This is a genomic window from Mycolicibacterium xanthum (genome assembly GCF_019710635.1).
Classification (GTDB): Bacteria; Actinomycetota; Actinomycetes; order Mycobacteriales; family Mycobacteriaceae; genus Mycobacterium; species Mycobacterium xanthum.
The window spans coordinates 13,683-38,719 of the sequence record NZ_JAIFZS010000059.1 but is presented as its reverse complement, the minus strand read 5'-3'; the positions used below and the strand labels follow the sequence as shown (position 1 = coordinate 38,719).

The 25,037-nt window shown below is 70.4% G+C and carries 20 protein-coding genes; 10 read left to right on the top strand and 10 right to left on the bottom strand.

Annotated elements, in window-relative coordinates; translation table 11 throughout:
- The 6 genes from JDV09_RS21530 to JDV09_RS21505 all read right to left on the bottom strand — a co-directional run bounded on the left by JDV09_RS21530 (window position 1) and on the right by JDV09_RS21505 (window position 4,368).
- Window positions 1–636 carry an urease accessory protein UreF gene (locus JDV09_RS21530; RefSeq protein ID WP_221371174.1) on the bottom strand — a complete coding sequence of 212 codons (636 nt, stop codon included), beginning with the start codon at window positions 634–636 and terminating at the stop codon, window positions 1–3.
- Window positions 636–2,357 (bottom strand): urease subunit alpha, encoded by a 1,722-nt coding sequence (locus JDV09_RS21525; RefSeq protein WP_221371173.1) that lies wholly within the window; start codon window positions 2,355–2,357, stop codon window positions 636–638. Before JDV09_RS21525 ends, JDV09_RS21530 begins: the two co-directional genes overlap by 1 nt.
- Window positions 2,354–2,671: an urease subunit beta gene (locus tag JDV09_RS21520; RefSeq protein WP_221371172.1), complete on the bottom strand. Its 318-nt coding sequence runs from the start codon at window positions 2,669–2,671 to the stop codon at window positions 2,354–2,356. Before JDV09_RS21520 ends, JDV09_RS21525 begins: the two co-directional genes overlap by 4 nt.
- 10 nt (window positions 2,672–2,681) lie before the next feature.
- Entirely contained in the window at window positions 2,682–2,984 is a 303-nt protein-coding gene (locus JDV09_RS21515) for an urease subunit gamma (protein WP_221371171.1), read from the bottom strand.
- 54 nt (window positions 2,985–3,038) lie between these two features.
- Window positions 3,039–3,443, bottom strand: coding sequence for a PaaI family thioesterase (locus JDV09_RS21510; RefSeq protein ID WP_221371170.1), 405 nt, complete (start codon window positions 3,441–3,443; stop codon window positions 3,039–3,041).
- A 145-nt stretch (window positions 3,444–3,588) separates the two neighbouring features.
- The gene (locus JDV09_RS21505) at window positions 3,589–4,368 is read right to left on the bottom strand and encodes an iron reductase (RefSeq protein ID WP_221371169.1); all 780 of its coding nucleotides are present in this window, start codon (window positions 4,366–4,368) and stop codon (window positions 3,589–3,591) included.
- 236 nt (window positions 4,369–4,604) lie between these two features.
- On the opposite strand from JDV09_RS21505, the gene JDV09_RS21500 reads away from it, so the two are divergent.
- The 4 genes from JDV09_RS21500 to JDV09_RS21485 are packed head-to-tail and all read left to right on the top strand — an operon-like array spanning window position 4,605 to window position 8,943.
- Window positions 4,605–5,021, top strand: coding sequence for a BlaI/MecI/CopY family transcriptional regulator (locus tag JDV09_RS21500; protein ID WP_221371168.1), 417 nt, complete (start codon window positions 4,605–4,607; stop codon window positions 5,019–5,021).
- A gap of 14 nt (window positions 5,022–5,035) precedes the next feature.
- Window positions 5,036–5,995 (top strand): M56 family metallopeptidase, encoded by a 960-nt coding sequence (locus JDV09_RS21495; RefSeq protein WP_221371167.1) that lies wholly within the window; start codon window positions 5,036–5,038, stop codon window positions 5,993–5,995.
- 49 nt (window positions 5,996–6,044) lie between these two features.
- Window positions 6,045–7,505 (top strand): NADP-dependent phosphogluconate dehydrogenase, encoded by a 1,461-nt coding sequence (gene gnd / locus JDV09_RS21490; protein ID WP_221371166.1) that lies wholly within the window; start codon window positions 6,045–6,047, stop codon window positions 7,503–7,505.
- 1 nt (window position 7,506) lies between these two features.
- On the top strand, window positions 7,507–8,943 hold the full coding sequence (locus JDV09_RS21485; RefSeq protein ID WP_221371165.1) for a GuaB1 family IMP dehydrogenase-related protein: 1,437 nt from the start codon (window positions 7,507–7,509) through the stop codon (window positions 8,941–8,943).
- Here the strand turns inward: JDV09_RS21485 and JDV09_RS21480 are convergent.
- Genes JDV09_RS21480 through JDV09_RS21470 form a run of 3 tightly spaced genes read right to left on the bottom strand, consistent with a single transcriptional unit; the run spans window position 8,896 to window position 12,545 of the window.
- Complete coding sequence (locus JDV09_RS21480) at window positions 8,896–9,981, bottom strand: ABC transporter ATP-binding protein (protein WP_308124196.1); 1,086 nt, start codon at window positions 9,979–9,981, stop codon at window positions 8,896–8,898. The genes JDV09_RS21485 and JDV09_RS21480 overlap by 48 nt on opposite strands.
- Complete coding sequence (locus tag JDV09_RS21475; protein WP_221371163.1) at window positions 9,974–11,518, bottom strand: ABC transporter permease; 1,545 nt, start codon at window positions 11,516–11,518, stop codon at window positions 9,974–9,976. The genes JDV09_RS21480 and JDV09_RS21475 overlap by 8 nt, the downstream gene beginning before the upstream one ends.
- Window positions 11,519–11,522: 4 nt before the next feature.
- Window positions 11,523–12,545, bottom strand: coding sequence for an iron ABC transporter substrate-binding protein (locus JDV09_RS21470; RefSeq protein WP_221371162.1), 1,023 nt, complete (start codon window positions 12,543–12,545; stop codon window positions 11,523–11,525).
- A gap of 350 nt (window positions 12,546–12,895) precedes the next feature.
- On the opposite strand from JDV09_RS21470, the gene JDV09_RS21465 reads away from it, so the two are divergent.
- The 6 genes from JDV09_RS21465 to JDV09_RS21440 all read left to right on the top strand — a co-directional run bounded on the left by JDV09_RS21465 (window position 12,896) and on the right by JDV09_RS21440 (window position 22,168).
- On the top strand, window positions 12,896–14,251 hold the full coding sequence (locus tag JDV09_RS21465) for a hemolysin family protein (RefSeq protein WP_221371161.1): 1,356 nt from the start codon (window positions 12,896–12,898) through the stop codon (window positions 14,249–14,251).
- On the top strand, window positions 14,251–15,312 hold the full coding sequence (locus tag JDV09_RS21460) for a hemolysin family protein (RefSeq protein WP_221371160.1): 1,062 nt from the start codon (window positions 14,251–14,253) through the stop codon (window positions 15,310–15,312). The genes JDV09_RS21465 and JDV09_RS21460 overlap by 1 nt, the downstream gene beginning before the upstream one ends.
- Window positions 15,305–16,231, top strand: a complete 927-nt coding sequence (locus tag JDV09_RS21455) for a 3-methyladenine DNA glycosylase (protein ID WP_221371159.1) — start codon at window positions 15,305–15,307, stop codon at window positions 16,229–16,231. Before JDV09_RS21460 ends, JDV09_RS21455 begins: the two co-directional genes overlap by 8 nt.
- A gap of 82 nt (window positions 16,232–16,313) precedes the next feature.
- On the top strand, window positions 16,314–18,542 hold the full coding sequence (locus JDV09_RS21450) for a malate synthase G (RefSeq protein WP_221371158.1): 2,229 nt from the start codon (window positions 16,314–16,316) through the stop codon (window positions 18,540–18,542).
- A 44-nt stretch (window positions 18,543–18,586) separates the two neighbouring features.
- On the top strand, window positions 18,587–20,503 hold the full coding sequence (locus JDV09_RS21445; protein WP_221371157.1) for a vWA domain-containing protein: 1,917 nt from the start codon (window positions 18,587–18,589) through the stop codon (window positions 20,501–20,503).
- Window positions 20,504–20,545: 42 nt separating this feature from the next.
- Window positions 20,546–22,168 carry a peroxidase family protein gene (locus tag JDV09_RS21440; RefSeq protein WP_221371156.1) on the top strand — a complete coding sequence of 541 codons (1,623 nt, stop codon included), beginning with the start codon at window positions 20,546–20,548 and terminating at the stop codon, window positions 22,166–22,168.
- A 1-nt stretch (window position 22,169) separates the two neighbouring features.
- Here the strand turns inward: JDV09_RS21440 and gcvP are convergent, their stop codons facing one another.
- Window positions 22,170–25,034 (bottom strand): aminomethyl-transferring glycine dehydrogenase, encoded by a 2,865-nt coding sequence (gene gcvP / locus JDV09_RS21435; RefSeq protein WP_221371155.1) that lies wholly within the window; start codon window positions 25,032–25,034, stop codon window positions 22,170–22,172.
- Window positions 25,035–25,037 lie beyond the last annotated feature (3 nt).

The window sequence follows — 25,037 nt, the reverse complement described above, 5'->3', positions numbered from 1 at the left end:
TCACGACGCGAACAGCGGGCGATCGCGTTCGATGTGGCGCTGAGCGAGGACGTCCAGCAAGGGGTCGGACAGGTCGGCGAGTTCCTTGGTGGCCTCGGCAGCCGTCTGCTCGCACAACTGTGAGAGCCCGAACGTCACCGCCGAGACGTCGCCGGGGTCCAGCGCCAGCAGCCGCTGCGCGGCCGTCGCGGCGCCCGTCATCGTGGTGTAGACGACCGACAGGGCGGTGTGTTCGGGGGCCAGGCCGCTGGCCCGGCCCACCGCACCTGCGGCCACCGCGAGATGTGGTGTCGCACCGAGTTCGGCCCAGTCGTATTCCGGCCAGACCCGGCGGGCCAGCCGCAGCAGCCCGCGCCCCTGCGCGCGGGAGGCCTGCCGGGCCGCGGGAGCCGGTGTCCGGGCGTCGGTTTCGGCGTCGCCCTGCGGCACGTCGAGTGCTCCTCCGTGCACCGCGGCGGCCAACGACGCCGTCACCAGCCCCTGGGTGCGGATCCGGCGGCGCAGGTACGCACGCAGTGTCGGCAGGTCCCCCACCAGACCGCTGGTCACCGCTTCCTCGACACCGCCGGAGTGTACGTGGCCGCCGGTCGGCAGCCGGGAATCGGCAAGCGCGAGAAGGGTGGTCAGCTGGGACATCAGAACAGGAAATACCGCTGTGTCATCGGCAGTTCGGCGGCCGGCTGCTCCTGCCACACCTCGCCGTCGATGCGCACCGTGAACGTATCGGGGTCGACCTCGATGTCGGGAAGCGCGTCGTTGAGCGGCATCTGGGCCTTGCCGATGCTCCGCACGTCGGTCACCGGAACCAGCCTGCGGTTCACCGCGATGCGGTCGGCCAGGCCGTCCTCGACCGCCTGCGGCGCGACGAAGTGCACCGAGGTCGCGGCCGCCGCGGCCGGGGCCGCGCCGAACATCGGCCGCGGCAGCACGGGCTGCGGCGTCGGGATCGATGCGTTGGCGTCGCCCATCGCGGCCCAGGCGATCATGCCGCCCTTGAGCACGGCGTGCGGACGCACCCCGAAGAACGCCGGCTCCCACAGCACCAGGTCGGCGAGCTTGCCGACCTCGACCGAGCCGATCTCGGAGTCCAGACCGTGCGCCACCGCCGGACAGATCGTGTACTTCGCGACATAGCGCCGGGCGCGGGCGTTGTCGGAGACGGTATCCCCCGGCAGGAAACCGCGGCGCCGCTTCATGACGTGGGCGGTCTGCCAGGTCCGTATGACCACCTCACCGATACGGCCCATCGCCTGGGCGTCGCTGCCGATCATCGAGATGGCGCCGATGTCGTGCAGCAGGTCCTCGGCGGCGATGGTCGACGGGCGGATCCGGCTCTCCGCGAACGCCAGATCCTCGGGCACGCTGGGGTTCAGGTGGTGACACACCATCAGCATGTCCAGATGCTCGTCGAGGGTGTTGACGGTGTGCGGACGGGTCGGATTCGTCGAACTGGGCAGCACGTTGGCTTGCCCGGCGACGGTGATGATGTCGGGTGCGTGCCCGCCACCGGCGCCCTCGGTGTGGTAGGCGTGGATCGAGCGGCCCTTGATCGCGGCGAGGGTGTCCTCGACGAATCCGGCCTCGTTGAGGGTGTCGGTGTGGATGTTGACCTGCACCCCGGAGGCCTCGGCGACGGTCAGGCACGCGTCGATCGCGGCCGGGGTGGTGCCCCAGTCCTCGTGCAGCTTGAAACCGGCTGCACCGCCCCGTAATTGCTCCCACATCGCCTCTGAGCTGACGGTGTTGCCCTTGCCGAGCAGGGCGATGTTGAGCGGCCAGGTGTCCAGCGCCTCCAGCATCCGGGCCAGGTGCCAGGCGCCGGGGGTGACGGTGGTGGCCTTGCTGCCCTCGGCCGGCCCGGTGCCCCCCGCGACGATCGTGGTGATCCCGCCGCCCAGGGCCTCCTCCATGATCTGCGGGCAGATCAGGTGGACGTGGCAGTCCAGGGCGCCGGCGGTGACGATGCGTCCGTTGCCCGCGATGATCTCCGTCGACGGGCCGACGACCAGGTCCGGGTGCACTCCCGACATGATGTCGGGGTTGCCGGCCTTGCCGATCGCGCTGATGCGGCCGTCGCGGATGCCGATGTCGGCCTTGATGATTCCCCAGTAGTCGAGGATGACCGCGCCGGTGATCACCGTGTCGGGGGCGCCCTCGGCGCGGGTCGCACGCGACTGGCCCATCGACTCGCGCAGCACCTTGCCGCCGCCGAAGACGGCTTCGTCACCGGCCAGGCCCGGCCCGCCGCTGCGATCCTCGGTGATCTCGATGAACAGGTCGGTGTCGGCCAGCCGGATCCGGTCGCCGGTGGTGGGGCCGAACAGTGCGGTGTAGCGGGCGCGGGACAGCTCGCTCATCGACCCTCGTCCAGCCTGCCCGGAGGGGTGAGGCTGAGCCCGTACACCTCGCGGCTACCGCCCAGTGGCACCAGGCTGACCCGTTGGGCCACGCCGGGCTCGAATCTGATCGCGGTGCCGGCCGGGATGTCGAACCGGTATCCGTGCGCGGCCGCGCGGTCGAACAGCAGGGCGGAGTTGGCCTGCGGCACGTGGACGTGACTGCCGACCTGGACCGGCCGGTCCCCGGTGTTGACGACCTCGAGCTCCAGGCGTGCCGCGCCCGCGTTGATCTCGATGTCGCCGTCGCCGAACAGGATTTCCCCAGGAATCACAGCTACCGCCTCACGGAATCGGGTGGTGCACGGTGACGAGCTTGGTGCCGTCCGGGAAGGTGGCCTCCACCTGCACGTCGTAGAGCATTTCGGGAACGCCCTCCATGACCTCGTCGCGGCTGAGGACCTCGCGGCCGCTGACCATAAGCTCGGCGACCGAGCGACCGTCGCGGGCGCCCTCGAGGATGTGATCGGTGATCACCGCGACGGCCTCCGGATGGTTGAGCTTGAGGCCGCGGCCCTGCCGACGGCGGGCCAGCTCGGCTGCATAGGAGATCAGCAGCCGTTCCTGTTCATGCGGGGTCAGGCGCATAGTGCGCGATACTGCCACGGCGCGCGGCAGTCAGCAGCGTTCACGCGCCGCCGGTCATTCGGTCGGCAGGTTCTGCAACCGCACCTGCCCCCGGGCCACCACCCGGTCGTTCTCGTCGGCGATGGTGATCAGCCACAACTGCTGGCGCCTGCCGCGGTGGATCGGTGTCGACGTGGCGATGACGGTTCCCGTCGAGATCGCGCGCAGGAAGTCGGTGTTGTTGTTGACCCCGACGACGGTGCCGCCGCCGTTCTCGGTCAGCCACGTGTGCCCCGAGACGCTGGCCAGGCTCTCGATCACCGCACAGTAGACGCCGCCGTGCACGATTCCCCAGGGCTGCAGCAGCTTGTCGGTGATCTGCAGCCGGGCCCGGCCGCCGTCGGGGGTGACCTCGAGGAAGGTCAGTCCGAGCTCGGAGTCGAAACCGTCGCCGAGGCCGGGGGGTACGTCTGTGCTCACGGCTTGTGTTTACACGCTCGCTACGCCGCGCAGCCACGGGGGTCGGTGCGGCGGCCGGGGGTCTCTGCAGCCCTCAGGACTCCGGCGCGGTCCGCTGGTTCGAGTTCGCAATCCGGACAGCAGAATAGTAGGCAAGGCTGCTGCCCTAATTCATCAAGACCTTCCCCGGAAGGGTCCGCGATGTGCCGCGTACCGGCACCCCGAAGCCGACGAACGCATCGAGCACGGCTTGGCCGCGCCGCATGCCGACCGCCTCGCTGGACCCCGCGAGCAGCGGGACCCGGGTGGCGGCGCCGACCACCGCGCCGCCGACGATGTGCCACATCGCCGGTACCGTCATCGCGCCAGCGCCGACCGCCGCGAGCCTGTCGAACAGCGGCGCGAGTGCGCGATGGCTGCGGTGTGCGGCCCAGGTCGTCAGCGCGGCCTCGCTGGGCAGCGCCACGATCCCGTCCCGGGCCGCGTGTCCGACGCCGACGGTCCTGCGGCCGGCGAAGAACGGGTCGTCGGGCAGTGCCCGTACGGTGGGGTCCGCCACGCCGACCCAGTCGATGGCCCCCTCGGAGTCGACGTGCACCCACAGGTTCTCCGGTCCGGTGTCCCACGCGCGACCCTCGAGTACCAGCAGTGGCACCACCCGCCCGATGACGACGTCGGCGAAGGTCGTGGCGATCTGCTGGGCGGCGGCCGCGGCGCTGCCGGTCTCGGCCAGTCCCGCCGCGAACATGGCCGGCAGCCGGTCGGTGGTGAGGACCTCGGCCAGTGGCCACCAGCGTCGCCGGGACAGGTCGCCCATCACCGCCACGCCGAATACGCGCGGGCTCTCGCGGTACAACTCGCGCAGGCGGCGACTGGACTGGTGGATCGGCAGCGGGCGGGTGATCGTCATGCTCGAGATGAGCGGATCGTCGACGACGACGGGCATGGAACCTCCGATCGGACAACTAAATTAGGGTAGGCTTACTATAGTTACGGAGGGCGAAGGAGCGATGCCCTGTGACCGGACTCACACGACAGCTCGAAAGCACCGGTGACCGGCATGGCGACGGTCTGGCCAGGGGTGCCCGAGGGGGCCTTTCACCTGCGCGGAATTTGGATACGACGCTTGGTAGTAATCGCGTAGTAGGCTTTCAGCTACAGCCGGTAGGAGATGAACGCACGATGGCCAAGCTGACACGGCTCGGGGAGCTGGAGCGCTCCGTGATGGACCACCTCTGGTCCACCGGGGAGCCGCAGACGGTGCGCCAGGTGCACGAGGCGCTCGCCGCCCGACGCGATCTCGCCTACACCACGATCATGACGGTGCTGCAGCGGCTGGCGAAGAAGAACCTGGTCGTCCAGCACCGCGACGACCGCGCCCACCGCTACGCCCCCACCCACGGCCGCGACGAGCTGGTGGCCGGACTGATGGTCGACGCACTCGACCAGGCCGCCGATTCGGGGAGCCGCGAGGCCGCGCTGGTGCATTTCGTGGAGCGCGTCGGTGCAGACGAGGCCGCGGCGCTGCGTCGCGCGCTCGCCGAACTCGAGGACAAGGACCGCGCCACCCCGCCCGCTGGCGATCCGGGTACCGCCTGAGAGACACTGACAGCGTGTCCGCGCTGGCCTTCACCATCGTCGCTCTGCTCCTGTCGGGGCCGATGCCCGCGATGCTGGCGCGAGCCACCTGGCCGATGCGCGCTCCGCGCGCGGCGATCGTGCTCTGGCAGTCGATTGCGCTGGCCGCCGTGCTGTCGGCCTTCTCGGCGGGCATCTCGATCGCCAGCCGGCTTTTCGAACCGGGTCCCGACGGCCGCCCCACCGCCACCCTCACCGGCGGAATCGCGACCCTCGGCTGGCCGCTGTGGGGTGCGTACGTGGTGGTCCTGGCGCTCACGCTGACGATCGGTGTGCGGCTGATCGGCGCGGTGATCAACGTCGCCATCGCGACCCGCAGACGTCGCGCCCGCCACCGGACGTTGGTGGACCTGGTGGGGGCGTCGCACCACCCCGCGCACCTGCCCGCACCCTGTCCGGCGCCGCTGGCCGGCGGGTTGCGCATCCTCGACGTCGCCGAACCGCTCGCCTACTGCCTGCCCGGCGTGCGCAGCCGCGTCGTGCTCAGCGAGGGCGCCCTGAACACGCTGTCGGCCAGCGAGATCACCGCGATCCTGACCCATGAACGCGCCCACCTGCGGGCCCGCCACGACCTGGTGCTCGAGATGTTCACCGCGGTGCACGCCGCCTTCCCGCGCTGGGTTCGCAGTGCGCACGCGCTCCATGCGGTGCGGCTGCTGATCGAGCTGCTGGCCGACGACGCCGCCGTGCGCAGCGCGGGTCCCACTCCCCTGGCGCGCGCACTGGTGGCGTGTGCCTCCGCGCGGGCCCCGCGTGGCGCGCTGGCCGCGGGCGGACCCACCGCCGTGATCCGGGTGCGGCGGCTGGCCGGGCGGCCCAACAGCCGGATCCTCGCCGCGGGTGCCTACGGTGCCGCGGCGGGCGTGCTCGTCATCCCGACCCTGGCGCTGGCGGTGCCCTGGCTGACGGAGCTGCATCGGCTGTTCATCGCGTAGAGGTGTTGTCCCACGGTCCCGCACGACCCCATAACGAAAGGCTGCCCGCATGAACGATCCGACCTCCCCTTCGACCGGAACCGCGCAGATCGGGGTCACCGGACTGGCCGTGATGGGGTCGAACATCGCGCGCAACTTCGCCAGGCACGGCTACACCGTCGCGCTGCACAACCGGTCGATCGCCAAGACCGACGCGCTGCTCGCCGAGCACGGCGCGGAGGGTTCGTTCGTGCGCAGCGAGACCATCGCCGAGTTCCTCGACGCGTTGGAGAAGCCGCGCCGGGTGCTCATCATGGTCAAGGCCGGTGACCCGACCGATGCGGTGATCAACGAGCTCGCCGACGCCATGGAAGAGGGCGACATCATCATCGACGGCGGCAACGCCCTCTACACCGACACCATCCGCCGGGAGAAGGCGATAGGTGAGCGGGGACTGCACTTCGTCGGCGCCGGGATCTCCGGTGGTGAGGAGGGCGCCCTCAACGGGCCCTCGATCATGCCCGGGGGTCCCGCCGAGTCCTACGAATCCCTCGGGCCACTTCTCGAGGAGATCTCCGCGCACGTCGACGGGGTGCCGTGCTGCGCCCACATCGGGCCCGACGGTGCCGGGCATTTCGTGAAGATGGTGCACAACGGCATCGAGTACTCGGACATGCAGCTCATCGGCGAGGCCTACCAGCTGCTACGCGACGGCTTGGGCATGTCGGCGCCGGAGATCGCCGACGTCTTCGACGAGTGGAACTCCGGGGACCTGGACAGCTTCCTGGTCGAGATCACCGCCGAGGTGCTGCGCCAGATCGACGCCAAGACCGGCGAGCCGTTGGTCGACGTGATCATCGACGAAGCCGAGCAGAAGGGCACCGGCCGCTGGACGGTGAAGTCCGCGCTGGACCTCGGCGTCCCGGTGACCGGCATCGCGGAAGCGGTGTTCGCCCGCGCGCTGTCCGGATCGGTCGCACAGCGCAGGGCCACCACCGGCCTGGCGTCGGGTCGGCTCGGGGACAAGCCCGCCGACGCAGCGCAATTCATCGAGGACGTGCGCCAGGCGCTGTACGCCTCGAAGATCATCGCCTACGCCCAGGGCTTCAACCAGATCCAGGCCGGCAGCATCGAGTACGACTGGGACATCACCCCCGGGGTGCTGGCCACCATCTGGCGCGGCGGCTGCATCATCCGGGCCAAGTTCCTCAACCGCATCAAGGACGCGTTCGACGCGGACCCGGAGCTGCCGTCGCTGATCGTCGCGCCGTACTTCCGGTCCGCGATCGAGGCCGCCATCGACAGCTGGCGCCGCGTCGTGGTCACCGCCACGCAGTCGGGCATCCCGATCCCCGGGTTCTCCTCGGCGCTGTCGTACTACGACGGTCTGCGCACCGAACGCCTGCCCGCTGCGCTCACCCAGGGGCTGCGCGACTTCTTCGGCGCGCACACCTACGGGCGCATCGACGCCGATCCGGACAAGCGCTTCCACACCCTGTGGAGCGGCGACCACACCGAAGTCGAGGTCTGACATGCGGTTTCTCGACGGTCACCGGCCGCCATACGACCTGACCTACAACGACGTCTTCATCGTGCCGGGCCGCTCCGACGTCCCGTCCCGCTTCGACGTCGACCTGTCCAGCGTGGACGGCTCGGGTACCACCATTCCGGTCGTGGTCGCCAACATGACCGCGGTGGCCGGGCGCCGGATGGCCGAGACGGTCGCCCGCCGCGGCGGGATCGTCGTACTGCCGCAGGATCTTCCGCCCGCGGCCGTCGGGCACACCGTCGAGTTCGTCAAGAGCCGCGACACCGTCGTGGACACCCCGGTGACGCTGTCCCCCGACGCGTCGGTGTCCGACGCCAGCGCACTGATCCACAAGCGCGCGCACGGCGCCGCCGTGGTGGTCTTCGAGGACCGGCCGATCGGCCTGGTCACCGAGGCGTCCTGCGCCGGCATCGACCGCTTCACCCGGGTGCGCGACGTGGCGATCACCGACTTCGTCACCGCACCGGTCGGGACCGATCCGCGCAAGGTGTTCGACCTGCTCGAGCACGCACCCGTCGACGTGGCCGTGCTCACCGAGGCCGACGGCACGCTGGCCGGCGTGCTCACCCGCACCGGCGCGGTCCGTGCGGGCATCTACACCCCGGCCGTGGACCGGCTGGGACGGCTGCGCATCGCCGCCGCGGTCGGGATCAACGGCGACGTCGCCGCGAAGGCCCGCGACCTGGCCGAGGCCGGGGTGGATCTGCTCGTCATCGACACCGCACACGGTCACCAGCAGAGGATGCTCGACGCGATCGCCGCGGTGGCCTCGCTGGATCTGGGCCTGCCGCTGGCCGCGGGAAACGTGGTCTCCGCTGCGGGCACCCGCGACCTGATCGAGGCCGGTGCCTCGATCGTCAAGGTCGGGGTCGGCCCCGGCGCCATGTGCACCACCCGGATGATGACCGGCGTCGGGCGCCCGCAGTTCTCCGCCGTCGTCGAATGCGCTGCGGCGGCGCGCGAAGCCGGCGGACACGTGTGGGCCGACGGCGGTGTCCGCCATCCCCGCGACGTTGCGCTGGCCCTGGCGGCGGGGGCGTCCAACGTGATGATCGGCAGCTGGTTCGCCGGCACCTACGAGTCGCCCGGCGACCTGATGCGCGACCGTGAGGACCAGCCGTACAAGGAGAGCTACGGGATGGCGTCCAAGCGCGCCGTCGCGGCCCGCACCGCGGCCGACGGAGCGTTCGATCGGGCCCGCAAGGCCCTGTTCGAGGAGGGCATCTCCACATCGCGGATGGATCTGGATCCCTTCCGCGGCGGTGTCGAGGACCTGATCGACCACATCACCTCCGGCGTGCGCAGCACGTGCACCTACGTCGGGGCGGACACGCTGGCCGAACTGCACGAGAAGGTGGTGCTCGGCGTGCAGTCAGCGGCCGGCTTCGCCGAGGGCCACCCGCTGCCCACCGGCTGGTGACGGGTAGGCCAGCACGTCGCCGGTGACCTCCACGGCGACGTCGGTGCCGGGGTCCGGTCCGGTGTCACCGGGGCTGCGCAGCGCGAGTGCGGCGCCGCCGGCCAGTTCGACGTGCACCACGGTGTCGGCGCCGTAGAACCGGCACGCCGTCACCCGAGCGGGCACCCCGCACGATCCGGTGCCGATCCGCAGCTGTTCGGGGCGCAGCGCGACCACCGTAAGACCGTCGGGCACCGGCAGCCGGGCCCGCAGCACGCCCAGCGGCGTGTGCACCACACCGGATGCGGCCATGCCGGCCAGCTCGACGGTGGTGCCGATGAACCGCGCGTTGGCCAGGCTGGTCGGCTGCGAGTACAGCTGTGCCGGCGTGCCGTGCTGGGCGATCGTTCCGTCGATCAGCAGCGCCACCGAGTCCGCCAGCGACAGCGCCTCGGCCTGGTCGTGGGTGACCAGCAGCGCCGTGGTCCCGGTGTCGCGCAGGATCGCCGCGATGTCCTCGCGCACCCGTACCCGAAGGGCCGCATCCAGGGCGGCGAACGGCTCGTCGAGCAGCAGCACCCGGGGCCGGGCGGCCAGCGCACGTGCCAGCGCCACCCGCTGCTGCTGCCCGCCCGAGAGTTGATGGGGCCGCGCGTCGGCCAGGCCGTCCAGTCCCACCACCGACAGCCAGCGCGCCACGGCAGTGCCGGGCCGGCTGCGGGCGGCCCGGTCCATCCCGAACGCGACGTTCTCGGCGACGCTGAGGTGCGGGAACAGCGCCCCCTCCTGCGGCATCAGGCCCACCCGCCGCCGGTGCGCCGGCACCGCGGCCGACTCGCCGGCGACGGTCTGTGCGCCGATGCGCACGGTCCCGGCGTCGGGATCCTCGAACCCGGCCAGGATCCGCAGCAGGGTGGTCTTGCCGCAGCCGGACGGCCCCAGCACCGCGGTCAGCGTCCCCGCCGGCACCTCCAGATCGACGCCGCAGAGCACGCGACGCCCGCCGAAGGCCTTGTGGATGCCGTGCGCCGCCACCGTCGAGGCGTCGGCCTCAGTCACTGCGCACCTCGCCCGCTGTGGTGCTGGACATGCCGAGCAGCGCGGTGGGGATCGCGGCGAACACCAACAGGGCCGCGGCATACGGTGCGGCGGCGGCGTAGTCGCTGACCGAGCTGTGGTTCCACAGTCGGGTGGCCAGGGTGTCGGTGCCGGTGGGACGCAGCAGCAGAGTCACCGGCAACTCCTTCATGCAGGTCAGCAGCACCAGTGCGGCACCGGCTGCGATCCCGGGAAACGCCACCCGGGCCGTCACCGAACGGAATGCCTGGAGTGGTGTGCGGCCCAGTGCGCGCGCCACTTCCTCCAGCCGAATGGGTGCCGACTCGACCGCGGCGCGAACCGATCCGATCGCCAGAGGCACGAACAACACCGTATAGGCGAGGATCAGCAGCGGTTCGCGCTGATAGATCGGCCGCAGCACGAGCACCCCGAGCGACACCATCGAGATCGCGATCACGATGGCCGGAAGGCCGTGTGCGACGTAGCTGGCCGCCTCCAACGCGCGAGTCGCCCGGTCTCGGTGCCGGGCGGCCAGGACGCCCAGCGGCAGCGCGGCCGCCGTGGCGCTCAGCGCGGCGGCCACCGACAGCCACACCGTCGCGCCCAGCGCGGCGAACCACTCGGCCCAGTCCCAGCGCGGCCCGGCCGTCAGCAGCCACCCGGCCAGCGTGAGCGCCGGGACCACCACCGCCGCCGCCAAGACCGCCGCCGGCACCAGCAGGGCGACCACGTTCCACCGGCCCAGCCGGCTGACCGGGGCGGGTCGCGGAGCGCCCCCACCCAGCCGGGCGGCCGCGGCCCGTCCGCGGGCCCGGCCCTCGGCCACCACGAGCACGACCGCGAACACGATCAGCACCAGCGACAGCACCGCTGCCCGGGACGGGTTGAAACCAGATCGATAGGCCCCGTAGATCACCCACGTGAACGCCTCGAACCGCATGGCCGCCACCGCGCCGAAGTCGCTGAGCACGTACAGCGCCACCAGCAGCGCGCCCGCCGCGATCGCGGCCCGCGCCTGGCGCAGCGTGACCCTGAACAGCACCGCGACGCCACCCAGCCCGAGCGACCGGGCCACCTCCTCCTGGGCAGGGTCGACGCGGGCCAACGCGGCCGTCGTGGTGAGCAGCACCAACGGGTAGCTCACCAGCGTGAGCACCAGCGCCGAACCCCAGAACCCGGCGATGCCGGGGGCGGCCGACACCCAGAGGTAGGCAAGTAGATAGCTGGGCATCGCCAGCGGAAGCGTCAGGGCGACGGCCAGCGCTCGCCGGGCCACCACGTCGGTGCGGCTGACCAGCACCGCCAGCCCGACGCCGAGCACCACACACGCCGCGGTGACCACGCTGACCAACAGCAGCGAGCGGCCGATCAGCGCCGCGGTGCGCGGCTGGAGCAACTCGTCGGCGACGAACGACCAGCCCCGGTCGAGGGCGCGTTCGCCGAGATAGACCAGCGGTATCAGGGTGGCCGCCGCCACCACCGTGGCCGCGACGAGCAGCGGCGCCGGCGGGCGGCGCCGGCCGGTGGTCAGCGCCATCGCGTCAGTTCGTCAGCAACCCGGTCCGGACCAGGAGCTCCTGGGTCGCCTCGATGTCGTCGAGCTGCGACAGGTCCACCGCCGGGGGGTTCAGGTCGCCCAGGGCGGGCATCTCGGCCGACGGCGAGACACCGGCGATCAGGGGGTACTCGGCGGTCTCTGCGGCGAAGTACCGCTGGGCGGGCTCCCCCACCAGATAGGCGGCGAAGGCCTGCGCCCCTTCGGGATTGGGCGCCGACTCGAGTACCCCCACCCCGGCCACGTTGATCAGCCCGCCGGGGTCGCCGGCGGCCATGAACTGGTTGCGCGCGGTCACCGCAGCCTCGCCCTTGGCGTTGATCAACTCGTAGAGGTAGTAGTGGTTGACCAGGCCGAGAGCGACCTGGCCGGTGTCCACGGCGTCGCGTACGGCGACGTTGTTCTCGAAGGCCTGTGGGTCCTGGGCCTTGAACGCGCGCAGCCACTGTTCGGCACCGTCGTCGCCGCGCAGCACCCGCAGCGCCGTCACGAATGCCTGCCAGGATGCATTGCTCGGGGCGAAGCCGATCTTGCCCCGCCATTCCGGAGTCAGCAGTCCGTCGATCGTGTCGGGAGGGTTGGGTGCCAGGGTCGGGTTGTACACCAGCACCCGGGCCCGGCCGGACACCCCGACCCAGGTGCCGTCGGCGGCGGAGAACTGAGCGGGAACCGCCTGCAGGGTCTCCGGCGCGACCGGGGCGAGCAGGCCCGCCTTGGACACCGCGCCGAGCGCGCCGGCGTCCTGGGAGAGGAACACGTCGGCGGGCGACCTGTCGCCTTCGGTGATCAGTTGGGCGGCAAGCTCACCCGAGCCCGCATAGCGCGTTTCGACCTCGATGCCGGTGTCGGCGGTGAACTGCTTGATCAGCGGGCCGATCAGCTCTTCGCTGCGGCCGGAGTACACCACGATCTTGTCGGAGTCGCCGTCGCCGGCCCCGGAACCGCACGCGGTGAGGGCCACCATCGCCGCGAGCGCTCCGAGTGCGCCGGCCCATCGTGAGATCGACATCGTGTCGCAGTCCGCCTTTCCGTCGCCTTGGTCTCCGGCAGGTTCGCCCGTAGCCGGTCTGGCCCCGAACCTACCATCGGATAAGGTTAGCCTTACTGAAATTCTCGTCAGCGAGGTGTACCCCGTCGGTCGGATAGCATGTGCTGACCACCACCCCGTACGAAGAAGGAAAGGGATCAGGTGCCGCAGGCACTGGACGGACGCCCATCCGAGGCGGCCGTGATCGCCGAACAACCCGAGCACGAGTCCACCGAGGCGGAGCCGTCCTCTAGTCGGCCGGGCCCGCGGCCCGGCGTCCCCGCTCAGCCGACGATTCGGCTCCCCCTCTCCTACCGGTCGGGAGCATCGCGGTGAACCTCGCGATGTCGCTGCTCTCGCTGCTGGCGTTCGTCCTGCTCACCGCTGGAACGGCGGTGTTCGTCGCCGCCGAGTTCTCGCTCACCGCGCTGGAACGCAGCACCGTCGAGGCCAACGTCCGCACCGGCGACCGCCGCGACAAGTTGGTGCAGCGGGCCCACCGCACGCTGTCCACGCAGCTCTCGGGTGCGCAGGTGGGCATCTCGATCACCACGCTGGCCACCGGTTTCCTCGCCGAGCCCGTGGTCGCGCGACTGATCGAACCGGCGGTGGCCGCGGTCGGGGTGCACGAGCGGTTCACCTCCGGCATCGCACTCACGCTGGCGATCCTGATCGCCACCTCGATCTCGATGGTGTTCGGCGAGCTGGTGCCCAAGAACCTGGCGGTGGCCCGCCCGGTGCCGACCGCGCGCTGGGCCGCACCACCGCAGCTGCTGTTCTCGATGGTCTTCACACCGCTGATCCGGCTGACCAACGGCACCGCGAACTGGATCCTGCGGCGGATGGGGATCGAACCCGCCGAGGAACTGCGCTCTGCGCGCTCGCCGCAGGAGCTGGTCTCGCTGGTGCGCACCTCCGCCGAGAGTGGATCGCTGGATCCGGTGACCGCGGTGCTGGTGGACCGCTCGCTGCAGTTCGGTGACCGCACCGCCGAGGAACTCATGACGCCCCGGTCCAAGATCGACACCCTCGATTGCGACGACACCGTCGTCGACCTGTCCGAAGCGGCCATCCGGACCGGTCATTCGCGCTTTCCGGTGATCGACGGGGACCTTGACGAGACGATCGGCGTCGTGCACGTCAAGCAGGTGTTCGCCGTCCCGCACGCGCAACGCGCCACCACCCGGCTGGCCGACCTCGCGCAGCCGGTCACCAAGGTGCCCTCGACTCTCGACGGCGACGCGGTGATGTCCGAGGTGCGCGCCAACGGGCTGCAGGCCGCGCTGGTCGTCGACGAGTACGGCGGCACCGCCGGCATGGTCACCGTCGAGGACCTGATCGAGGAGATCGTCGGCGACGTGCGCGACGAACACGACGTCGAACCGCCCGACGTGGTGGTGGCCGGCCGCGGATGGCAGGTCTCCGGGTTGCTGCGCATCGACGAGGTCGCCGAGAACACCGAGTTCCGGGCGCCGGAGGGCGACTACGAAACGATCGGCGGCCTGGTGCTGGAAAAGCTCGGGCACATCCCCGACGAGGGCGAATCGGTCGAGCTGACCGCCTTCGACCCGGACGGTCTGGTGGAGGACCCGATCCGTTGGCTGGCGACCGTGGTGAAGATGGAGGGCAGGCGCATCGATCTGCTGGAGCTCACCGAGTTGGGCAGGCGCGAGGAGGAGCCGCACTGATGGGTGACGTCTTCGGCATGCTGCTGACATTCGTGCTGCTCGGCGCCAACGCGTTCTTCGTGGCCTCGGAGTTCGCGCTGATCTCCGCACGCCGCGACCGCCTCGAGGCACTCGCCGAACAGGGCAAGAAAAGCGCGGTCACGGTGATCCACGCCGGCGAGCGCCTGTCGCTCATGCTGGCCGGCGCGCAGCTGGGTATCACCGTGTGCTCGATCCTGCTGGGCCGGGTCGCCGAACCGGCGGTGGCGCATCTGCTGGAGAAGCCGTTCGGGCTGCTCGGGATCCCGGACGCCCTGCTGCACACGGTGTCGTTCCTGGTGGCGCTGTCGATCGTGGTGACGCTGCATGTGCTGCTGGGCGAGATGGTGCCGAAGAACATCGCGATCGCCGGCCCGGAGTCCAGCGCGATGTTGCTGATCCCGGTGTATCTGGTCTACATCCGCGCCGCGCGACCGTTCATCGCGTTCTACAACTGGTGCGCCAACGCCACGCTGCGCACATTCGGCGTGCAGCCCAAGGACGAGCTCGACGTCACCGTGTCGACCGTCGAACTGTCGGAGATGATCGCCGAGTCGCTGTCGGAGGGCCTGCTCGATCCCGAGGAGCACAGCCGGCTCACCCGGGCGCTGCAGATCCGCAACCGGGTGGTCGGCGACGTGGCATTGCCGCTGCACCAGATCCACGCCGTCCCGGTCGCCCAGGAAGGCGCGGGGCCGACCGTCGGCGCCATCGAGCAGGCGCTCGCCGAGACCGGGTACTCCCGATTCCCGGTGGCCGACCCGCAGGGCACCTACATCGGCTATCTGCACATCAAGGACGTGCTGCCGTTGGTGGACGATCCGCTCAACGGTCGGGCGGTACTGGATTCGTCGATGGTGCGGCCGTTGCCCCAGCTGCCCGCGTCGATGCCGCTGCCCGACGCGCTGTCGCGGCTGCGCCGGCTCAACTCGCACCTGGCGCTGGTCACCGCCGCCGACGGCACCGTCACGGCCATGGTGGCACTGGAGGACCTGGTCGAGGACCTGGTGGGCACCGTGCGGGACGGCACGCATCGTGTCTGATGCGCGGCCCGCCGCGGAATCCGATGCGCGGCCCGCCGCGGAATCCGATACGCGGGTGCTGCCCGAGCCGGAATGGCGGGAGCGGGCCGCAGCGCACCGCAGGCGCGCCGATGCCCTGCTGGAGCCGCACCTCGCGCGCCGCAGGGCCGGGGTGCCTCACCCGGTCTTCGACTTCCTGTTCACCTACTACAGCGTCCGGCCCGGTCAGCTGCGGGTCTGGCACCCCGGCTACGGCACCGTACTGGCCGGCGCGGCGGCGCGCGGCTACCTCACCCGGTCCGGCTACGGACCACATCCGGCAGGCGCCACCGTCGAACGTGAACATCTTCACGCCCGCATCGGCACTGTGAGCTTCATCGCCGACCTGCTGGGCGCCACCGCGGCGCGGCCGCCCCGGTTCAACTGTTTCGGCCTGCACGAGTGGGCGATGGTCTACCGGGCTCCGACGGTGCGTCACAGCGCCGTGCCGCTGCGCCTCGGCGCGGCCGGTACCGATGCGGTGGTCGATTCGATGCCGTTGCGGTGCAGTCACTTCGACGCTTATCGCTTCTTCACCGAACCCGCCGCGCGGCGCAACGCCCAGCAGCTCACCCGGCAGAGCCAGAGCGCGGTCGAACAGCCCGGCTGCGTGCATGCCGGGATGGATCTGTACAAGTGGTCGGTCAAGCTCGGAGCACTGATCGAATCCGGCCTGGTGCTCGACTGCCTGCAGCTCGCCGTGGACGCCCGCGTGCTGGACATGCGGGCCAGCCCCTACGATCTTCGCGGCTTCGGGTTCGAGCCCATCGCGGTCGATACTCCCGGTGGTCGGCGCGAATACGTCCGGGCCCAGGAGGCGGTCAGCGAACGGGCCGCACCCCTGCGGGCGCGGCTGCTGGAGCGCTGTACTGGGCTTCTGGACACCGCCACCGGCGATTAGGCCTGTTACCGGTGGGTAAGCTGGATCGACGACACTGCAGACGGCATGACGCGACAGCGCGCGTGCAGGCGAGGGAGGAATCATGACCGATCGCGTGACGGTGGGTAACCTGCGCGTCGCCCCCGTGTTGTACGACTTCATCAACAACGAGGCGCTGCCCGGCACCGACATCGACCCCGACACCTTCTGGTCGGGCGTCGACAAGGTGGTGGCCGACCTGACGCCGCAGAACCAGGAACTGCTCGCCCGTCGCGACGACCTGCAGGCGCAGATCGACCGGTGGCACCGGGCCCGGGTGATCGGCGGGTTCGGCACCGAGGAGTACAAGCAGTTCCTCGGCGACATCGGCTACCTGCTGCCGGAGCCCGCCGATTTCACCATCACCACCGCCGGGGTCGACGACGAGATCACCAGCACGGCGGGTCCGCAGCTGGTGGTGCCGATCCTCAACGCCCGGTTCGCCCTGAACGCCGCCAACGCGCGGTGGGGTTCGCTGTACGACGCGTTGTACGGCACCGACGTGATCCCGTCCGACGACGGCGCCGAGGCGGGCGCCGGCTACAACCCGGTGCGCGGCGACAAGGTGATCGCCTACGCGCGTCGCTTCCTCGACGGCGCCGTGCCGCTGGCGTCGGGTTCGTGGTCGGACATCACCGGGCTCACGGTCGGCGACGGACAACTGGCGGCCACCCTCGACGACGGCGGCTCGGTGGGCCTGGCCGAACCGGAGAAGTTCGTCGGCTACACCGGAGATGCCGAATCGCCCAAGTCGATCCTGCTGGTCAACCACGGCCTGCACATCGAGATCGACATCGACGCCGACTCCCCCGTCGGCTCGACCGACAAGGCCGGGATCAAGGATGTCGTGCTGGAGTCGGCGATCACCACGATCATGGATTTCGAGGACTCCGTCGCCGCGGTCGACGCCGACGACAAGGTGCTCGGCTACCGCAACTGGCTGGGCCTGAACCGCGGCGATCTGGCCGAAGAGGTCAGCAAGGGCGACAAGACGTTCACCCGCGTCCTCAACGAGGATCGCGTCTACACCCGGCCGGCCGGCGGCCCTGACGGGCCCGGCGAGCTGACGCTGCCCGGGCGCAGCCTGCTGTTCGTGCGCAACGTCGGCCATCTGATGACCAACGATGCGATCGTCTTCGACGCCGACGGCCAGGACGGCCCGGAGGTTCCCGAGGGCATCCAGGACGCGTTGTTCACCAGCCTGATCGCCGTCCACGGACTGAAGTCCGACGGCGACGGTGACACCGGGAACGGCCCGCTGGCCAACAGCCGCACCGGCTCCATCTACATCGTCAAGCCCAAGATGCACGGACCCGACGAGGTGGCGTTCACCTGCGAGCTGTTCAGTCGCGTCGAGGATGTGCTCGGGCTGCCGCCGAACACCATCAAGGTCGGCATCATGGACGAGGAACGCCGCACCTCGGTGAACCTGAAGGCCTGCATCAAGGCCGCCGCCGATCGCGTGGTCTTCATCAACACCGGCTTCCTGGACCGCACCGGCGACGAGATCCACACCTCGATGGAGGCGGGTCCGATGATCCGCAAGGGTGCCATGAAGTCCACCGCGTGGATCAAGGCCTACGAGGACCAGAACGTCGACATCGGGCTGGAGACCGGCCTGTCGGGCCGGGCCCAGATCGGCAAGGGCATGTGGGCGATGACCGAGCTGATGGCCGACATGGTCGAGCAGAAGATCGGGCAGCCCAAGGCCGGCGCCACCACCGCGTGGGTGCCGTCGCCGACGGCGGCCACCCTGCACGCCATGCACTACCACGAGGTCGACGTGTTCGCGGTGCAGCAGGAGCTGGCCGGCAAGCGGCGCGGCACCATCGACGAGCTGCTGACGATACCGCTGGCCGAGGAGCTGGCCTGGGCGCCCGAGGAGATCCGGGAGGAGGTCGACAACAACTGTCAGTCGATCCTGGGCTATGTGGTGCGCTGGGTCGACGCGGGTGTCGGTTGCTCGAAGGTGCCCGACATCCACGATGTCGCGCTGATGGAGGATCGGGCCACGCTGCGCATCTCCAGCCAGCTGCTGGCCAACTGGCTGCGCCACGGTGTGATCACCGCCGACGACGTCAAGGCCAGCCTGCGCCGGATGGCCGCCGTCGTGGACCAGCAGAACTCCGCAGACCCGGACTATCGGCCGATGGCGCCCGACCCGGAGAACGACATCGCGCTGCAGGCCGCTCAGGAGCTGATCCTGGCCGGCGGTGAGCAGCCCAGCGGCTACACCGAGCCGATCCTGCATCGGCGACGGCGAGAGTTCAAGGCAGCGAACAACGTTGGCTGACCCGATGGCACCCGAGCCGACCCCGACCGGCAGTATTGGCAGGCATGGGTAGACACAGCCTCCCCGACCCCGACGACAGGCCGGGTCGTTCCGACGAGCCGGCCACCGAACGGTTCGAGTACGGCGCCGATGCGTCCGGGTTCGAGACCCAGGATGCGGGATCCGAGTCGGCCGGAGCGGACTCCGCGCCGCCGCCGCAGTCCGGACGCGACTGGGACAGCGGCGAATGGACCGGCAGCCACCGCGCGCTCACGCCGGCCCGCCGTGGGGTCAGCATCGGTGTCATCGTCGCCCTGGTGGCCGTCGTGGTGCTCGTCGGCGCGGTCATCCTGTGGCGCTTCTTCGGTGATGCGTTGTCCAGTCGATCCGATGTCGCCGCCGCACGGTGCGTCGACGGAGAGTTGGCCGTCGCCGTCGTCGCAGACCCCGCCATCGCCGAACCCGTCGCGGCGCTGGCCGAGAAGTACAACCAGACCGCCGACCCGGTCGGTGACCGGTGCGTCAAGGTCGGTGTCACGCCGGCGGACTCCGATCAGGTGGTCAGCGGCTTCACCGGCGACTGGCCCGGCGAGCTCGGTGAACGCCCGGCCCTGTGGATGCCCGCCAGCTCCGTGTCGGCGGCCCGGCTGGAAGCCGCAACCGGGACGCAGACCATCAGCGACAGCCGCTCGCTGGTCAGTTCGCCGGTCCTGCTCGCGGTCTCACCGCAGCTGAAAAGTGCGCTGACCGAACAGAACTGGGGCACGTTGCCGGGCCTGCAGACCGACCCGGCCGGCCTGGACGGGCTCGGCCTGCCGGGCTGGGGCGGGCTGCGCCTGGCGTTGCCGTTGACCCAGGACAGCGATGCCTCCTATCTGGCGGCCGAGGCGGTCGCCGCTGCGGCGGCACCGGCGGGTGAACCGGCCACCGCGGGGCTCGGTGCGGTGAGCACGCTCATCGGTGCAGCGCCGGAGCTCGCCGAGCCCGACGCCGACGCCGCGATCGCCGCGCTCGTCGATGCCACGGACCCGGCCGGCGCCGCCGTGCACGCCGTGGTCATCACCGAGCAGCAGCTCTTCCAGCACGCCGCTGCACTGCCCGACGCCGAGACCAAGCTGGCCGGTTGGCTGCCCCCCGGACCGACGGCGACCGCGGACTTCCCCACCGCACTGCTGGACGGCGACTGGCTGTCACAGGAACAGGTCACCGCGGCAAGCGAGTTCGCCCGTTTCATGCGCAAGCCCGATCAGCTCGGCGAACTCGCCAACGCCGGTTTCCGGGTGGAAGGGATCGCCCCGCCCGAAAGCCCGGTCGTCGACTTCGCCCCGGTCGGACCGCCGCTGAACGTGGGCGACGAAGCGCTGCGGGCCACGATCGCCGACACCCTGACCGCACCCGCACAGAGCCCGGCGGTCACGATCATGCTCGACCAGTCGATGCCCGCCGAGGAGGGCGGTAAGTCGCGGCTGGCCAACGTCGTCGATGCGCTCGAGGCCCGGATCCAGGTGCTGCCCGCCGATTCCGGTGTCGGGCTGTGGACCTTCGACGGTGTCGCTGGCCGCTCCGAGGTGGCCGGCGGCGCGTTGTCCGAGCAGGTCGGCGGGCGGCCCCGCTCGGAGGCGCTGACCGCTGCGCTGGATGCCGAGACATCGTCCAACGGCGGCGCGGTCTCCTTCACCACGCTGCGCCTGGTCTACACCGATGCGTCGGCCAAATATCGAGAGGGCGAGAAGAATTCGGTCCTGGTGATCACCGCCGGCCCGCACACCGACCAGTCCCTCAACGGCGCCGGTCTGCAGCAGTACATCACCGGCGCCTTCGACCCGGCTCGCCCGGTGGCGGTCAACGTCATCGACTTCGGTGACGACGCCGATCGAGACACCTGGGAGGCCGTCGCGGAGGCCACCGGCGGCAGCTATCAGAATCTGGCGAGCTCGGCCTCGCCGGAACTGGCTGCCGCGATCGCCTCGATGACGTCCTGACAACTCTGTTCCGGCAGGCCTCCTGGCTCTATCCTTAGGGCCATGACCGGGGGGTTCTGGCGCAAGAACGGCGTCAAAAAGGGCGTGCGGATCCAGCTGACGACGAGTTTCGGGCCGGTGTGGCGGCTGCTGGCCCGCATACCCCGGCTCGGCCCGGCGGTCAACCGCTGGCTGATCAACCAGCTCGTCTACACGATGAAGACCCGCCCCGGGGCACTCAGCACGAAGTCGGACTGGACGTCGTGGGAATCGCTGCACGACCGCACCTGGAGCCAGCGGCACCTGGGCCCCGACCGCAAGTTCAACGAGGGGCAACCGGACCCGGACGTGGTCGCCGAGTTGTTCCGGCGCAGCGGTGCCGAGCCCGAGTCGGCCAGATCGGCGCTGCTTTTCCCGTTCTTCGCACAGTGGTTCGTCGACGGCTTCCTGCGCACCGACCCGGATGACGTGCGCAAGAACACCTCCACCCACGACATCGACCTGAGCCAGCTCTACGGCCAGACCCCGGACGTGACGCGGATACTTCGGGAAAGGAACGGCGGGCGCGGGCGGCTGGCCGTCGAACCGTCCCTGCTGCCCGCAGAGTTCCCGCCGTACCTGTTCGACCGGGACGGCAAGCCCAAGAAGGAGTTCGCGAATCTCGAGATCCTCTTCGGTAAGGGGGACCTGAAGGCCGCCGGCATGAGCGGCGCCTCCGAGGAGCTGCGCAACAAGCTGTTCGCACTGGGCATTCCGCGGGGCAACATCCACTACGGCTTCGTGATGATGAGCACGCTGTTCCTGCGCGAGCACAATCGCATCGCCGGGCTGATCAGTGCCGACCATGAGGACTGGTCCGACGACCGGGTCTTCGACACCACCCGCAACACCCTGATCGTGGTGCTGCTGAAGATCGTCGTCGAGGACTACATCAGGCACATCACCCCGATCAAGTTCCCGCTGTTCGTCGAGCCGGGCATCGGCGCCGACCAGCGCTGGTACCGGCAGAACTGGATGTCGGTGGAGTTCAACCTGCTCTACCGCTGGCACTCGCTGGTGCCAAGCCAGGTGACCCTCGGCGGGAACAGGCAGACGTTCGCCGATCTCTGGTGGGACACCCGGCCGGTCACCGAGTACGGCCTGGCGGCCCTGTTCGACGAGGCGTCGCGGCAGCCCTGCAGCACGATCAGCCTGCTCAACACCGATGCCTCGATGCTGGACATCGAGAAGAAGTCGGTCGAGATCGGGCGTGTGACGCAGCTGGCCTCCTACAACGACTACCGCGAGGCGTGCGGGTTCCCCAGGCTTGGCTGCATCGATGACCTCAGCTCCGATCCGCGGGTCCGTGAGGCGGTCGAGGGGTGCTACCCCGACGGCATCGACCGGGTGGAGCTGTTCGTCGGCCTGTTCGGCGAGGACATCCGCAAGGGCAGCATGCTGCCACCCCTGATGAGCGCGATGGTGGCGGTGGACGCGTTCTCCCAGGCCCTCACCAATCCCCTGCTGGATCCCGAGATCTTCACCGAGGACACGTTCTCCCCGGCCGGCATGGCGGTGATCAAGTCGACGAATTCGCTGGCCCAGCTCGTCGTGCGGAACACCGAGAACGAAGGGCCGGCCCCCCGGGTCAGCCTGGCCCTGCAGCGGCCGTGGCTACGCCGCGCGGCCGCCCTGGTGCGCCGCTGATCTACGCGAACGCCTCCACCGGTGGGCACGAGCAGATCAGGTTGCGGTCGCCGTAGGCGCCGTCGATGCGCCGTACCGGTGGCCACACCTTCGGCCGGAACGCCTTGCCCAGCGGGTAGGCCGCCTGTTCCCGGGTGTACGGATGGTCCCACTCGTCGACCAGCAGGCACTCGGCGGTGTGCGGTGCGCCCCGCAGCGGGTTGTCGTCAATAGGCCACTGTCGGGCCGCCACTTTGTCGATCTCGGCGCGGATGGCGATCATCGCGTCGCAGAACGCATCGATCTCGTCGAGCGACTCGCTCTCGGTGGGTTCCACCATCAGCGTCCCAGCCACCGGGAAGCTCATCGTCGGAGCGTGGAAACCGAAGTCCGCCAGCCGCTTTGCCACATCATCAACGGTGACGCCGGTGTTCTTGGTGATGGCGCGCAGGTCCAGGATGCACTCGTGGGCGACCATCCCGTTCTCGCCCGTGTAGAGCACCGGGTAGTACTCGTCGAGGCGACGGGCGATGTAGTTCGCCGACGCGATCGCGACCAGCGTCGCGGCCCGCAGGCCGGGTGCGCCCATCATCCGCAGGTACGCCCACGTGATGGGCAGGATCGAGGCCGAACCGTAGGGCGCCGCCGAGACGGTGTGGGCGTCGGGCAGTTCGTCGGCCAGCGGGTGGCCGGGCAGGAACGGTGCCAGGTGCGAGCGCACCGCGACCGGGCCGACCCCCGGCCCGCCGCCACCGTGCGGAATGCAGAAGGTCTTGTGCAGGTTCAGGTGGCTGACGTCGCCGCCGAACCGGCCCGGCCGGGCCAGGCCGACGAGCGCGTTGAGGTTGGCCCCGTCGACATAGACCTGCCCGCCGGCATCGTGCACCGCCGCGCAGATGTCGGCCACGTCGTGCTCGTAGACGCCGTGGGTGGACGGGTAGGTGATCATCAGCGCCGACAGCCGCCCGGCGTGCTCGGCGACCTTCGCGCGCAGGTCGTCGAGGTCGACGTCGCCGTTGGACCGGCACGCCACCACGACCACCTTCATGCCGGCCAGCGCAGCCGACGCCGCGTTGGTCCCGTGCGCGCTGGACGGGATGAGACACACGTCGCGGCCGGGCTCACCGCGCTGGGCGTGGTAGGCCTGGATGGCCAGCAGCCCCGCGTATTCGCCCTGCGACCCGGCGTTGGGCTGCAGCGAGACCGCGTCGTAGCCGGTGATGCCGGCCAGCCACGTCTGCAGGTCGGCGATCAGCTTGCGCAGACCGGGGGTGTCCGACGCCGGAGCGAACGGATGCTGGCGGGCGAACTCGGGCCAGGTGATGGATTCCATCTCGGCCGCCGCGTTGAGCTTCATCGTGCAGGACCCCAGCGGGATCATGCTGCGGTCCAGCGCGATGTCCTTGTCCGCCAGCGAGCGCAGGTAGCGCATCATCTCGGTCTCGGTCCGGTACTTCACGAACGCCGGATGGGTGAGGAAATCGGACGTGCGGGTGGCGATGCCGGCGAACTCGGGTGCTGCACCGCCGGCGCCGGGCTGTGCCCCGAAGGCGGAGAGCAGCGTCCGGACGTGCTCATCGGTGGTGGCCTCGTCGCAGGCCATCGACACGTGGTCGTCATCGACCAGCCAGACGTTGATTCCGCTCTGTTTGGCGCGGGCCCGCACGTCACTGGCCCGCCCGGGCACCCGTGCGAGCACGGTGTCGAAGAATGCCGGATGCACCACGTCGACGCCGGCGGCCGACAGTCCCCGCGCCAGCGCATCGGCCTGGCCGTGCACCCGGCGCGCGATCGCGGTCAGGCCGCCGGCGCCGTGGTAGCTCGCGTACATCGCCGCCATCACGGCCAGCAGGACCTGCGCGGTGCAGATGTTGCTGGTGGCCTTGTCGCGGCGGATGTGCTGCTCCCGGGTCTGCAGCGCCAGCCGGTAGGCCGCCGCGCCATCGACGTCCTTGGACACCCCGACCAGGCGCCCGGGCAGCTGGCGGGCGTGCTTGGCGTGCACGGCCAGATAGCCGGCGTGCGGACCGCCGAATCCCATTGGCACACCGAAGCGTTGGGTGCTGCCGAAGGCCACGTCGGCGCCGATCTCGCCGGGCGGGGTGATCAGCGTCATCGCCAACAGGTCGGCGCCGACGGCGACCAGGGCGCCGCGGTCGTGCGCCTGCTCGACCAGCGCCGACCAGTCCACCACCGAGCCGGACGCACCGGGCAGCTGCACGACGACGCCGAAGAACTCACCGTCGGGCAGCCCCTGGCGCAGATCGGCGGTGACGATCTCGATGCCCAGCGGCTCGGCCCGGGTGGCCAGCACGGCCGCGGTCTGTGCGTACAGGTCGTGGTCGACGGCCAACCGATTGCTCGATCCCCGCACCGCGCGGTGCATCAGCGTCATCGCCTCGGCGGCGGCGGTGCCCTCGTCGAGCATCGAGGCGTTCGCGACCTCGAGCCCGGTCAGGTCGCACACCATGGTCTGGAAGTTCAGCAGTGCCTCGAGCCGGCCCTGGCTGATCTCGGGCTGGTAGGGCGTGTAGGCGGTGTACCAGGCGGGGTTCTCCAGGATGTTGCGGGTCAGCACCGGCGGCGTCAGGGTGTCGAAATAGCCCTGGCCGATCATCGACACCGCGACGGTGTTGGAATCGGCCAGCGCGCGCAACTCGGCGAGCGCCTCGGCCTCGGTGGCTGCCGGCGGCAGATGCTCGAGGCCGGGTGCGACGCCGTCGGTGCCGAGCGGATCGAGGATGCCCGCCGGCAGCGCCCTGGCCGCCAGCTCGTCGAGCGAGTCCACGCCGATGGTTTCCAGCAGGGTGGCGACGGCGGAACCGTCGGGTCCGATGTGGCGGTCGACGAATCCCGGCTCGGAGGGGGTGGAGCGGTGATCGGACACAGG

Bases quoted from the DNA above. Each gene is read 5' to 3' on its own strand.
- JDV09_RS21530 (WP_221371174.1), bottom strand. From the start codon at position 636: ATGTCCCAGCTGACCACCCTTCTCGCGCTTGCCGATTCCCGGCTGCCG.
- JDV09_RS21525 (WP_221371173.1), bottom strand. From the start codon at position 2,357: ATGAGCGAGCTGTCCCGCGCCCGCTACACCGCACTGTTCGGCCCCACC.
- JDV09_RS21515 (WP_221371171.1), bottom strand. From the start codon at position 2,984: ATGCGCCTGACCCCGCATGAACAGGAACGGCTGCTGATCTCCTATGCA.
- JDV09_RS21505 (WP_221371169.1), bottom strand. From the start codon at position 4,368: ATGCCCGTCGTCGTCGACGATCCGCTCATCTCGAGCATGACGATCACC.
- JDV09_RS21500 (WP_221371168.1), top strand. From the start codon at position 4,605: ATGGCCAAGCTGACACGGCTCGGGGAGCTGGAGCGCTCCGTGATGGAC.
- gnd (WP_221371166.1), top strand. From the start codon at position 6,045: ATGAACGATCCGACCTCCCCTTCGACCGGAACCGCGCAGATCGGGGTC.
- JDV09_RS21485 (WP_221371165.1), top strand. From the start codon at position 7,507: ATGCGGTTTCTCGACGGTCACCGGCCGCCATACGACCTGACCTACAAC.
- JDV09_RS21475 (WP_221371163.1), bottom strand. From the start codon at position 11,518: ATGGCGCTGACCACCGGCCGGCGCCGCCCGCCGGCGCCGCTGCTCGTC.
- JDV09_RS21470 (WP_221371162.1), bottom strand. From the start codon at position 12,545: ATGTCGATCTCACGATGGGCCGGCGCACTCGGAGCGCTCGCGGCGATG.
- JDV09_RS21460 (WP_221371160.1), top strand. From the start codon at position 14,251: ATGGGTGACGTCTTCGGCATGCTGCTGACATTCGTGCTGCTCGGCGCC.
- JDV09_RS21450 (WP_221371158.1), top strand. From the start codon at position 16,314: ATGACCGATCGCGTGACGGTGGGTAACCTGCGCGTCGCCCCCGTGTTG.
- JDV09_RS21445 (WP_221371157.1), top strand. From the start codon at position 18,587: ATGGGTAGACACAGCCTCCCCGACCCCGACGACAGGCCGGGTCGTTCC.
- JDV09_RS21440 (WP_221371156.1), top strand. From the start codon at position 20,546: ATGACCGGGGGGTTCTGGCGCAAGAACGGCGTCAAAAAGGGCGTGCGG.